Consider the following 12,313-nt stretch of genomic DNA (forward strand, 5'->3'; position numbering starts at 1 on the left):
TATTTAATTTTTATTGTAAACTTTTAAATGTCTTCCTTCCATTATTTCGAAAGAGATATTTCCTGTTAATTCGAGCATGTTTAAAACCTCAGAAAGTTTAGCTTTACGAGATACTATTCCATTATATCGCTTTGCAGGAATATTATTGTAATCAATTTTAAGATCGTACCATCTATCTAACTGGTACAAAACAGCTTTCAAACTAGCGTTGTTAAATCTAAATTCGCCGTTTTTCCAAGCAGTTTCATCATCAGCATCTGCTGGTAAAATAGCTATAGCACCTAAACCATAATTATTGATATAAGCTTGTTCATTTGGCCTGAGTGTTTTTGAAAAAAGCGGATTGCTAACCTTAACACTTCCCTCTAATAAAGTAGTTTTAATTGCTTTATCATCTCCATAAGCATTGATATTAAAATGTGTTCCTAAAACTTCTACAGTTTGGTTTTTACTAATAACCCTAAAAGGATGGCTTTTTTGTTTTGCAACTTCGAAATAAGCTTCACCTGTTAATTCAACTTTCCGCTCGTTGGCTGCAAAGAGAGAAGGATATTTTAGAGAAGAAGCTGCGTTTAACCAAACTTTTGTTCCATCTGGTAAAATCACTTGATATTGCCCGCCTTTTGGCGTTTCTATTTTGTTGTAGGATAGTGCTTTAGAAGTATTTGATAATGAAGGGTTTACAGTATATATGATTTGTCCGTCTGAAGTTTTAGAAATTGTTACCCCATTGCTTTTACTAATTTCGCCTTTATCAAGTTGATCTAATATAATTTTAGAACCATCAGCCAAGGTTAAAATAGCTTTATCTACACCTGGCAAAACATCGATTTTATTTTTTACTTTCGATTGTAAAATAGCTGGCCGTTTTTCATTTGTTGATAAGAATATACCCAAGCCAAATGCCAATAAAAGAATTGCAGCTGCTGCAAAGCGGTAAATTGGAAACTTTTTCTTAACGGCTTTATCGGCACTAATTTGTTGTTTAATGGCGATGAAATTTTCTTCAGCAAAACTTTTTAGATCAACTTCACTTAAATCAGCTAAAACTTCATTCTCTTTATCTAATTGTTGATAATAAGTTTCTATAAACTTTATTTCTTCGGCAGTTGCCTTACCAGAAACATAGTTTTCGATAATTTGATGAAGGTCTTTTTTACTTTTATAGGAACTCATTTCTTTTGCCTTTTAATACATGTACCAAAAGCTAAAAGAAATCCCAAAAGGAAGTTAAAAAAATTGATTTGTTAAGCTAGGAGCTAAAGATTAGAGAAAGAAGGATTACTACATACAGAAACATGTGTGTAAGCTTAAACCTTAAGCCATGCGAAGCGGTTGTTAATTGGTTCTGAACAGTTTTTTTTGATACGTTTAGTTTTACAGCAATATTCGCCGTGCTTAGTCCTTCGTAATAATGCATTACAAAAATATTTCTGCGTTTTTCTGGCAAAGCCGAAATATAAAGTTCAATTAATGTTTTTGCCTCTTTTTCTAAAATGCAATCATCACTTGCCAAAGGCGAAATCAACTCTGTTTCGAAATTTGTGGCGATAAAACTATTTTTAGAACCCCTGCTAATGTGTTTAAGAACCTGAAATCGAACCGCAGTATGTAAATAAGCTGACGGATTTTCAATATCCGTCTCGTTTCTTCTCGTCCACAAATCCGTAAACACGTTTTGGATAATATCCTGACACCTCTCTTTTTCTGGCAATCTTTTGTAAGCAGCATTATATAATTCTGCCCAATAGCGCTTGTAAATTTTTTCGAATGCAGTTTCATCTCCTTGCTTTAATAGGGCAAAAAGAACACTTTCATCTTCAATGTTTACATGGTTTTTCAAGAAATGGTTTGGTTGATTAACCAAACATAGTAATTATTATGAATTTTTAGCTATCCCGACAGATGAAAATTGCAAATCGTACAATTTTTTATAATAGCCATTTAACTTAAGCAGAGCTTGATGAGTTCCCTTCTCTTTAATTTCACCTTTATCTAATACAATGATTAAATCTGCCTTTTGGATGGTTGATAAACGGTGGGCAATTACAATTGAAGTTCTGCCCTGCATTAATTTATCGATGGCAGTTTGTATCAACATCTCCGTTTCGGTATCAACCGATGAAGTAGCCTCATCCAACACCAAAATAGAAGGCTGATAAACCAAAGCTCTGATAAAAGAAATTAATTGCGCCTGACCAGCTGAAAGCGTAGCACCACGTTCCATTACGTTATAATGATAGCCGCCTGGCAAGCGTTCGATAAAATCATGAGCGCCAACTTTTTTGGCAGCATCAACCACTTCATCGAAACCAATTTTGGGATTATTTAGGGTAATGTTATTAAAAATCGTGTCAGAAAATAGGAAAACATCTTGTAGCACAGTTGCAATATTACTTCGCAAACAGCTCAATTCATACTCCTTAATATCAACACCATCAACTTTTATATTTCCTTTTTGTATTTCGTAAAAACGATTTAAAATATTGATGGTAGAGGATTTTCCGGCACCGGTAGCGCCAACCAAAGCAATGGTTTGTCCGGCTTTAACTTCAAAAGAAATATCTTTTAACACATAATTCTCATCTTCAATAATTTCATCTTGGTTATAGCTAAACCAAACTTTATCAAAAATTATTGCGCCTTGCATTTGCTGAGGTGCGTATGTGCCATTATTCGTTGTAGTCTCCTTTGTATCTAATACTTTAAACACACGTTCGGCACCTACCATGCCCATTTGTAAGGTATTAAACTTATCCGCCAGCTCTCTAATTGGCCTAAATAACATGTTAATACACATAATGAAGGTAGTAATTACGCCTGGCTTAACTTCTAGCGGATTTTTTAAAATACTATTGGCACCATACCAAATCAACAAACCTAATGAAGTTGCCGAAATCATCTCTACAACTGGGAAAAAGATAGAATAATACCAATTTGAGCGGATGTTGGCATCGCGATAGCGTGAATTAATTTTAATAAATTTTTTGTACTCTTGATCCTCTCTGGCAAAATATTGGATGATAGAAATGCCGCTAATGTGTTCTTGCAGGTAAGTGTTAAGGTTAGATACTTCTGTTCTAATCTCTTGAAAGGCTTTTTTGATTGCCTTTTGAAAAATTCTTGTTGCTACGATTAAAAGTGGTATGGGAAGTAAAACAACAATGGTAAGTTCTACATCTACGTAAAGCATAAATGCAATAATCACAATTACTTGCAGCAAATCGCCAATCATAGCTATTAAACCTTCAGAAAATATATCGGCAATGGTTTCTAAATCAGATACTGTTCTGGTAATTAATTGACCGATAGGGGTTTGATCGAAATATTTTAACCTTAGTTTAGTAATATGGTTAAAAACATTAACGCGTAAATCTTTAATGGCACTTTGCCCTAAAATATTGGTTAACAGGGTATGGCTGTATTGAAAAAGTGTTTGTAACACCAGCAATAACACCATTAGGATCGTCATTTTTACCAAACCGCTATAATCACCTTTTAAGATAAACTCATCTAATGTATAGCCAATTAAAAATGGTCTAACTGGTGCAATAATGGCCAATAGTAAAGTTAAAACCACCGACCATGCAAAAATTTTACGGTATGGTTTTACGTACTCAAAAACCCTTTTGAGTAAACCAACGTTAAATGCATCACCAGTTATTTTAGACATGTATATTTTAATTTTGAATTAATAAATTTTGAATGATTGAATATTTTGCAATGTAAAAAAACACTCCCTCCAGTCTTTCAAATTCATTCATTTAATCTTTTCATTCAATCCTTCAATCATTTTATCCTTCAGTCATTAAAATAAGGATACTCTACACCTACCAAATACAAACCACAAGCCGGAACAGATTGACCTGCTTTACTTCTGTTTTTACTTTCTATAATTTGAGCTACATCAGCTATCTCCAAATCTCCTTTACCCACCAAAACCATGGTGCCAACAATTGCTCTTACCATGTTGCGCAAAAAACGATCAGCTTTAATGGTAAAAATCAAAGCTCCATCAATTTCATCAAACCTTGCTTCGGTTATATTACAATTATTGGTAAAAGTTTGTGTTTTAGATTTACTGAAACAAGAAAAATCTGTAAAACCCAGTAAAATTTGAGCTGCTTCATTCATCTTTCTCACATCCAAATTACCTTTATACAACCAAGATCGATCTAACTTAAAAGGATCTTTTGCAAAATGAATATGGTAATTGTAGGCACGAGAAGTTGCATCAAAACGGGCATGAGCATCTTCTTTTACAGTAAAAATTCTTTTAACAGCTATTTCATAAGGCAACAAAGAGTTAATACCAGTTAAAGCATTTACAACGTCTTCTACTGGCAAAATCAAAACATCAAAGTGTGCAAAAAACTGCGTAGCATGCACACCTGCATCTGTTCTGCCACAGCCAAGTGTAATAATATCTTGCCTAAAATAAGTAGTTAAAGCTTTATCTAAACACTCCTGCACGGTTATCCCGTTAGGCTGTGTTTGCCAGCCATGAAAATTGGTGCCGTTATAACTAAGTTCTATAAAATATCTCTGCTTCTTCAATTTTACAAAACTACTTAGAATGTTTGAATGTTGACAAGTTTAAGTATGAGATTGATGTAACATTTCAAATTTCGATCGTCCAATTTTACAACTCCTTAAATCTTTTATTAAGTTTGCTTAAAATATTTAGTTATGATACAAAGAATACAAACAATATGGCTTTTATTAGCCGCAATTACGGTAAGCAGCTTATTAATTTTTCCAATGGTTACCACAACTGTGGGAAGTGAAGAATATCAAGTTTTGGCAACAGGTTTATACCAAAAAGCTGGTAACGATTTTAAACAACTTGAAGCATATTTACCATTAATGATTGCCACAATAGCAGTAGCGTTGATGAGTTTTGCTAATATTTTCAATTTTAAAAATCGAACCGCTCAAAAAAGAGTGATTATGGCTAACGTAGCGTTAATTATTGGTTTATCATTTTGGTGCAGTATTTATGCTAAAAAAATACCTGGCGGCTTAGAAGTAGCCAATTATAATGTCGGCATGTTTGCTCCTGCAATTGCTATTTTCTTCTGCATATTAGCTTTAAGAGGCATTAATCATGACGAAAAACTCATCCGTTCTGCTGATAGATTGAGGTAAAAAAAATTACTTTCCACATATGAAAAATATGCTTTCTCCAGATCAAAGTGAACAATTGTTGGCAACATTAAAAGCTCGTTTCGAAAAAAATATGAACCGGCATGTTGGCCTAGTTTGGGAAGATATCCAAGCTAAATTAGTTGCAAATCCAGAAAAGCTTTGGATAATTGATACGATGGAAGAAACTGGAGGAGAGCCTGATGTAATTGATTTTGAGGAACAAAATGGAACATTTATTTTTGCTGATTGTGCTATAGAAAGTCCGAAAGGGCGTAGAAGTTTATGTTATGATCATGAAGCTTTAGCTGCTAGAAAAGAGCATAAACCTAAAAATAGTGTGGTCAATATGGCTTCAGAAATGGGTATTGAGTTGCTAGATGAAGAGCAATATAGGCGTTTGCAACAATTGGATCATTTCGATACTAAAACATCAAGTTGGATAAAAACACCTGATGAAGTTAGAAAATTAGGCGGTGCATTGTTTTGCGATTACCGTTTCGGCAAAGTGTTTACCTATCATAACGGTGCAGAATCATACTATGGAGGTAGAGCATTTAGAGGTTGTTTGAGGGTTTAATTTATACATTTTGAATTTAAAAGCTATATCCTCACATTTTACGAAATTTGATCAAGACATTGATTTAAAACAACTTCCTAATCAATTTTCACTAACAAAAAACAATAACCCACACCCACTTTGTGTTTTGGCTGCCGAAGAATTGCAAAATCATATTTTAACCCAAAAAGAATGGCAACATAATTTTGGTTTAAAGGGTTTAGGTGAAGGAACAATTATTGGCAAAATGTTTGGTGTATTGGTAGTGCAGAATAAAGCAAATGAAATCGGGTACTTAGCTGCATTTTCTGGTAAACTAGCAGGTAGCAACCAGCATGATAAATTTGTACCGCCAATATTTGATTTGTTAACTGCAAATAGTTTTCTCAACGTTGGTATGCGAGAATTAACTGTAATGAATACTGAAATTGATGACCTGATTAAAGAAGACGAGAAAGCAAATCAACAAAAAATCTCAGCTTTAAAAACCAAACGAAAAAATCATTCTATCTTTCTACAAAACAAAATATTTGATCAATACCATTTTTTAAATCAAGCTGGCGAGCAGAAGAGTTTAATTGAACTTTTTAAGAAAGCTGGTTACAAAAACCCCCCGGCTGGTGCAGGTGAGTGCGCAGGACCAAAATTATTGCAATACGCTTTTCTTCATCAACTTAAACCTTTAGCTCTATCTGAATTCTGGTGGGGCTTGTCGCCAAAATCTGTAACCTGGAAACACAAAGAATTTTACGATTGCTGTAAAGAAAAGTGCGAACCGATTTTAACGCATATGTTGGTAGGTTTGGGTTAAGAGTTTAAGCAATATTATAATTTAAAGAAATGATTTTTAAACACCTTTCATTCGCCATTTCAATCGCATTTATATCCTGGATTGTAGGGATGCTAGTGAATGCATTTTTACGAAAAACAGAATTTTATGATAATAAATTAAACAATCTTAATTTTATTAAAAATGAAAAGCTCAATAAATTTATTGGCTTAGGTCTGTTTAAATGGATTGTTAAAAATACCTTCTTTAAATTTTTTAATCAAAAACTTAAAATTGAAAGGAGAATTGAAAAGGCAGATTTAGTTGAACTAAGAGAGGAGATGACTAGATCCGAAATTGATCATTTGGTAGCATTTATTTTTGTAACTTGTTTTGCCATAGTTTCATTTTATAACCTTAAATTTATTTCGGGCAGCATGATGATGCTAGTAAATGTACTTATGAATTTATATCCTTCATTGTTACAACAGGAGAACAAAAGACGAATAAATCAATTTTTAAATAAGTTTTAGCACGTTAACTTTCAGACTGTACGAAATTTTAAATTATGGTTTTAATAATTTTAAAATCTGCAAAATATGATTGATGAAATCCAATCCTACAACAACAAACAAACACAAGAAGATAAAGCTATTTGTGACTTGTTGGCCAGTACAATAGATACGGAATTAACCAAAGTCGAAAGTAAAATCTGGCATTCGCATCCGGTTTGGTTTTTAAATGGCAACCCAATTGTTGGCTACAGTAAGGAGAAAAAAGGAATAAGATTAATGTTTTGGAGCGGTGCTGATTTTGAAGAAGATGGTTTAAATGTTAAGGGAGCAAAATTTAAAGATGCTTCGATTTTTTATAATGAAATAGCTGAATTAGATTTAAAAGCAGTAAAACGCTGGCTACTAAAATCAAAAACCATACAATGGGACTATAAAAACATCGTAAAAAGAAAAGGAAAATTAGAGAGAATTTTATGAATGTAACACCAGAACACAATGAAAAAATAGCCAAAATGACTTTTACTTCTGTGTATCCTCATTACGTTGCCAAAGTAGAAAAAAAAGGAAGAACTGTTGAAGAGTTGCACGAAGTCATTAAATGGTTAACTGGCTTTAGCGAAGAGCAATTGGCAAAATTCATTAACGAAAAAATAACTTTTAAGGACTTCTTTGAGCAAGCCGATTTACACCCAAATGCAAATTTAATTACAGGTTTAATTTGTGGTTACCGAATTGAAGAAATTGAATATCCACTAACTAAGAAAGTAAGGTATTTGGACAAATTAGTTGATGAATTGGCCAAAGGGAAAAAGATGGAAAAGATTTTGAGGGGTGTATAGCTATTAATTTTAAAAGATGAAACCACTGTTCGTATTAATTACCGTTTTTATCATCAGTTTATTTGCAACTCGATTGGTGCATGGTGATTATTTACACTTCTTATCCGGACGAATTGCCATGGCAGTTATGCTTTTGTTTACAGCAATTGGCCATTTTGTTTACACCAAAGGTATGACCATGATGGTACCTAACTTTGTTCCGTTTAAGAAAACTGTAGTTTACCTCACAGGTGTATTAGAAATTGTATTCGCAATTGGCTTACTTATTCCTGCCTGCATACAATTAACTGCTTTGTTATTAATTTTCTTTTTAATTATCATGAGCCACGGAAATATTAAAGCAGCTATAGAACATATAGATTATCAAAAAGCCAATAACGAAGGCCCCGGTCCCAAATATTTGTGGTTTAGGTTGCCAATGCAAGTTTTTTTAATTGCGTGGGTTTACTTTTTTATCATTTATCCTTAAAATTCCCACTTTGCCTACCTCAATCACAATTTGCTTTTAACTTCACCATTATTTTTTATAAATCAACCTGTTCTAATTGTCAATCTTAATGAAAATCATACCAGTAAGATTGACAGAGTTTAAAGCCAAATTACTGAACCCTGCTAAGCAAAGCAACAAAATGGTAGAGAACCTTTGTTGATTAGCCCCGATTGAGCGAAAATACTTTTTGTAGCGTCTTTTCGAAGGAGGAACGACTGAGAAATCTGAAAGTTAAAAGCTACTACACTACAAATTTCTCACATGCCTCAGAAATGGCGGAAAAAGAAAACAAAAAGATTGAAGCGAAAGCGGGACTTTCGGAGGCTAGATGCAGAGAAATTGCGCTTCAAAAAGCAATTACAACCTAAAGAAACAACAAACCGACAGCTAATTAGTTAATTTCCAATTTATTAAGCCCTCAACAATTTAAATATCACACTGTGAAATACCGATTATTAACAGTACCTTTGCGGCTTAATTAAAAAATGTTATAATGATAAACCCATTTAGTAAATTGGGGATAAGTGATGACGTTGTTAATGCCGTAAAAGAGCTAGGATTTGAAAATCCTACGCCTATTCAGGAGCAATCTATTCCTGTACTGTTAGAAGGTAGTAACGACTTTGTTGGTTTGGCCCAAACAGGAACAGGAAAAACAGCCGCATTTGGTTTGCCGCTGTTAGAATTAATAGACTTTAAAAGCAATAAACCGCAAGCACTAATTTTGTGCCCTACGCGTGAGCTTTGTCTACAGATTACAAACGACATCAAGAATTTCTCTAAAAACACGCAGAATGCACACGTGGTTGCCGTTTACGGTGGCGCTAACATTATGCAACAACTACGCGAAATACGCAATGGCGTACAAATTGTAGTGGCCACGCCCGGCCGTATGTTAGATATTATTGGCCGTAAAGCCATCGATTTTTCTAGCGTTAAATATGTAGTATTGGATGAGGCAGATGAAATGTTAAACATGGGCTTCCAAGAAGACATTAACGACATTTTATCGACTACCCCAGACGATAAAAAAACCTGGTTATTCTCTGCAACTATGCCTCCAGAGGTTCGTCGCATTGCTAAAAACTACATGGAAAATCCTGTAGAATTAACCATGGGCACAAAAAATACAGGTAACGTAAACATTGAGCACGAATATTATATTGTTAAAGCTCGTGATAAATATGCTGCCTTAAAACGTATTGTAGATTTTAATCCTGAGATTTTTGCAGTAGTTTTCTGTAAAACCAAAATGGATACACAAGACGTTGCTGAGCATTTAATTAAAGATGGTTACAACGCAGATTCATTACACGGAGATTTATCTCAACAACAACGTGATAAGGTAATGCAACGTTTCCGCGATCGTAACATGCAATTGTTAATTGCTACAGATGTTGCTGCTCGTGGTATCGATGTAAACAATGTAACTCACGTAATTAATTATTCTTTACCTGATGAAATTGAAAGTTATACCCACCGTTCTGGCCGTACTGGTAGAGCTGGTAAAACTGGTATATCTATCTGTATCATCAATGCTAAAGAAACTGGCAAAATCCGCCAAATTGAAAGAATTATTGGTAAACAATTTACAAAAGCAGAATTACCTACAGGTTTTGATGTTTGCGAAAAACAATTGTTCTCATTAATTCATAAAGTTCACAATGTAGAGGTAAATAACGATCAAATTGATCAGTACATACCACGTATTATGGATGAGTTTGCTGAATTAAGCAAAGAAGATATTATTAAAAAGTTTGCTTCATTAGAGTTTAACCGTTTCTTAGATTACTATTCTAAAGCACCAGATTTAAACGTAAGTGCTGACGATCGCAGTGAAAGAGGTGAACGTGGCGAACGTGGAGAACGTGGTGCTAGAAACTTTGACAACAGCAATTACACTCGTTTATTTATTAACGTAGGTTCGGTTGATGAATTTACCAGAGGTGATTTATTAGGTTTTGTTTGTAATAACGGCAAAATTAGCGGTAAATCTGTTGGTAAAATAGATCTAAAAGGTGTTTTCTCTTTTATTGAAGTAGAAAACGATACTGTTGATGCTTTATTTACCAACTTTAAAGATGTTAAATTTAACGGCAGAGACGTAAGAATTGAAAAAAGCGGTGATGCACCAGTTGGTGGCCGTGGTGATGGTGGCGAACGCAGAGGCGGTGGAGAAAGACGTGGTGGCTTTGGCGGCGAAAGAAGAAGCGGAGGCGGTGGTTACGGCGGTGGCGAGAGAAGAAGTGGTGGTGGAGATAGAAGAAGCAGCGGTGGCGGTAGCGGCAGACGTGAAGGTAGCGGCAGCGGAAACAGCGGTGGTGGTTTCAGAGATTTCTCTGGTCGCACACGTGATGATAAAGGAGGCAACACTGGCGGAAGCGGTAGACGCGATGGCGGAAGTGGCGAAAGAAGACGTCGTTCTTAGTTAGCCGTTCTCAATTATAAAATAGGAAAGTCCCATATCACTATGGGACTTTCCTATTTTATATCGCTTTACAGTTCAGCATGATCAACTGCAAACTGAAAACTAGTTATTTGGTCTAGTTCTAATTTGGCTAGCTTTTAAATAAACTTTTGCGCCTTTGCTGTTTACGTAATATTTATTGTTTTTACCATCAATATAAACGTTTGAGCCATCTGGAGCCATTTTGCCTTTAAAAGTTTGGTCTGCTACTTTTGCTCCACCTTTTACCGCAACTTCAGCGGTTTTGTTGCCAACGCTTTTTGCTCCTTTTTCTACTGTTTTTCCAGTTTTCTGAATTACTTTACCTGCTTCAGTTTTTTTCTCTTGAGCGGCAGCAGTAAATGATACTGAGGCAACCATTGCCATGGCAGCTAAACCGCCTATTAAAATTTTCTTCGTTTTCATAATATTAGATTTTTATTAACAACAAATACGCTTAAAATATTGTTTTAAAATCTGATAGAAAAGCAATTACAGTAATCAATTAGTCTATACAGTCCCGCCTTTCACTGCAATCTTTTTGTGGTAGGCAAGCATTGTACACTCCTGTCATCCTGAGCCTGTCGAAGGATAATTAGTGGCAAAAATGCTTCGACAAGCTCAGCAAGACAGCACAAAAAGTATTTTCGTTTCAGTCGGGTTTAGGAGGCAATTGCAGTAAATGATGGCAATTTTTAATAACAATAGCCTAATATTCAGCTATTTTAATGACGAAGCTGTTTGGCCAAATATGTACTCATTTCAGCATTAACTAACTCATGGCCTTCATCAAAAACATGCAAGTTGGGCTGCTTTAAAAGCTTACCAAAGCGCTCCCCTATCGAACTTGGAAACAACTTATCTTTTTTACCAAAATAAAAATGGATGTTCAATTGATGCTCATTAATATAGTCAGCAATCTTTTTCTTGTCGAAATACAGCTGGGCATAATAAGTAATGGTGTTGTAACAAGCTAACCTTGTTTCAACCGTACCAAATTCTGCTTTTAAAATACGATGTAAAGATTCATCAATATATTTTAGTTTCAATAAAGTATTAAGTAAAAAATGAACTGTTTTAGGGCTATAAACTAATTTATGAAATAACCTATTTACTATTACATTAGTTCCACCTAATTTTAGCAACTTGTTTGGCTCAATGCCATCAGGAGCAATTAAATAAGCATTTTCTATTCTGTGTGGAATGTTTTCTATTAAACAAAGCGCCATTCTTGTTCCAATACTATAAGAGAGTAAAGAAACTTTATCTACTTTTGGATAATTGGAATTTAGAAAATCATTAATCTGTTGAGCAAAAATTTTAGATTGAAGTCCTTTTCGTACGTTTAATACGCTATCATCAATCAACTTTGTTTCGCCGTGAAAAAACAAATCAAAACTTATGATTTTATACTTTTCGCCTAAAGATTGCTCAAAAATTTTAAACTGCGTACCACGCATTCCGAAGCCATGAAAGGCTAACAATAGCTGTGACCCAGTTCCATATTCGTAATAATGTAGACTATTTGTTTCTGTGGTAAAAACGGGCAT

At 34.5% G+C, this 12,313-nt stretch carries 14 protein-coding genes; 8 read left to right on the forward strand and 6 right to left on the reverse strand.

From position 1 onward, the window contains the following. Positions 1 to 3 precede the first annotated feature (3 nt). From AC07XU_RS01310 to truA, 4 genes are all read right to left on the reverse strand, one after another. A complete protein-coding gene (locus tag AC07XU_RS01310) occupies positions 4 to 1,176 on the reverse strand; it encodes a FecR family protein (protein ID WP_494941820.1) in 1,173 nt (390 codons plus the stop codon). A gap of 76 nt (positions 1,177 to 1,252) precedes the next feature. Next, positions 1,253 to 1,843, reverse strand: a complete 591-nt coding sequence (locus tag AC07XU_RS01315) for an RNA polymerase sigma factor (protein ID WP_494941821.1) — start codon at positions 1,841 to 1,843, stop codon at positions 1,253 to 1,255. Between the two features lie 36 nt (positions 1,844 to 1,879). Then, positions 1,880 to 3,673: an ABC transporter ATP-binding protein gene (locus tag AC07XU_RS01320; protein WP_494941822.1), complete on the reverse strand. Its 1,794-nt coding sequence runs from the start codon at positions 3,671 to 3,673 to the stop codon at positions 1,880 to 1,882. 128 nt (positions 3,674 to 3,801) lie between these two features. Continuing rightward, positions 3,802 to 4,557, reverse strand: coding sequence for a tRNA pseudouridine(38-40) synthase TruA (gene truA, locus AC07XU_RS01325; protein WP_494941823.1), 756 nt, complete (start codon positions 4,555 to 4,557; stop codon positions 3,802 to 3,804). 132 nt (positions 4,558 to 4,689) lie between these two features. On the opposite strand from truA, the gene AC07XU_RS01330 reads away from it, so the two are divergent. From AC07XU_RS01330 to AC07XU_RS01365, 8 genes are all read left to right on the forward strand, one after another. After that, positions 4,690 to 5,148 (forward strand): DUF4293 domain-containing protein, encoded by a 459-nt coding sequence (locus AC07XU_RS01330; RefSeq protein WP_494941824.1) that lies wholly within the window; start codon positions 4,690 to 4,692, stop codon positions 5,146 to 5,148. A 19-nt stretch (positions 5,149 to 5,167) separates the two neighbouring features. Next, the gene (locus tag AC07XU_RS01335; protein ID WP_494941825.1) at positions 5,168 to 5,725 is read left to right on the forward strand and encodes a DUF4256 domain-containing protein; all 558 of its coding nucleotides are present in this window, start codon (positions 5,168 to 5,170) and stop codon (positions 5,723 to 5,725) included. 10 nt (positions 5,726 to 5,735) lie between these two features. Then, on the forward strand, positions 5,736 to 6,515 hold the full coding sequence (locus tag AC07XU_RS01340; RefSeq protein ID WP_494941826.1) for a hypothetical protein: 780 nt from the start codon (positions 5,736 to 5,738) through the stop codon (positions 6,513 to 6,515). A gap of 29 nt (positions 6,516 to 6,544) precedes the next feature. Beyond that, positions 6,545 to 7,006, forward strand: a complete 462-nt coding sequence (locus tag AC07XU_RS01345) for a glycosyl-4,4'-diaponeurosporenoate acyltransferase CrtO family protein (RefSeq protein ID WP_494941827.1) — start codon at positions 6,545 to 6,547, stop codon at positions 7,004 to 7,006. 66 nt (positions 7,007 to 7,072) lie between these two features. Then, positions 7,073 to 7,465 (forward strand): DUF1801 domain-containing protein, encoded by a 393-nt coding sequence (locus tag AC07XU_RS01350; RefSeq protein WP_494941828.1) that lies wholly within the window; start codon positions 7,073 to 7,075, stop codon positions 7,463 to 7,465. Then, positions 7,462 to 7,827, forward strand: coding sequence for a DUF2200 domain-containing protein (locus AC07XU_RS01355; protein ID WP_494941829.1), 366 nt, complete (start codon positions 7,462 to 7,464; stop codon positions 7,825 to 7,827). Before AC07XU_RS01350 ends, AC07XU_RS01355 begins: the two co-directional genes overlap by 4 nt. Positions 7,828 to 7,843: 16 nt before the next feature. Then, the gene (locus AC07XU_RS01360; RefSeq protein WP_494941830.1) at positions 7,844 to 8,296 is read left to right on the forward strand and encodes a DoxX family protein; all 453 of its coding nucleotides are present in this window, start codon (positions 7,844 to 7,846) and stop codon (positions 8,294 to 8,296) included. A gap of 514 nt (positions 8,297 to 8,810) precedes the next feature. After that, on the forward strand, positions 8,811 to 10,745 hold the full coding sequence (locus tag AC07XU_RS01365) for a DEAD/DEAH box helicase (protein ID WP_494941831.1): 1,935 nt from the start codon (positions 8,811 to 8,813) through the stop codon (positions 10,743 to 10,745). Between the two features lie 102 nt (positions 10,746 to 10,847). Here AC07XU_RS01365 and AC07XU_RS01370 read toward each other — a convergent pair whose 3' ends face one another. After that, entirely contained in the window at positions 10,848 to 11,189 is a 342-nt protein-coding gene (locus tag AC07XU_RS01370) for a hypothetical protein (protein WP_494941832.1), read from the reverse strand. 299 nt (positions 11,190 to 11,488) lie between these two features. After that, complete coding sequence (locus tag AC07XU_RS01375) at positions 11,489 to 12,313, reverse strand: alpha/beta fold hydrolase (RefSeq protein ID WP_494941833.1); 825 nt, start codon at positions 12,311 to 12,313, stop codon at positions 11,489 to 11,491.

This window comes from Pedobacter sp. GW456-11-11-14-TSB4 (assembly GCF_059424425.1).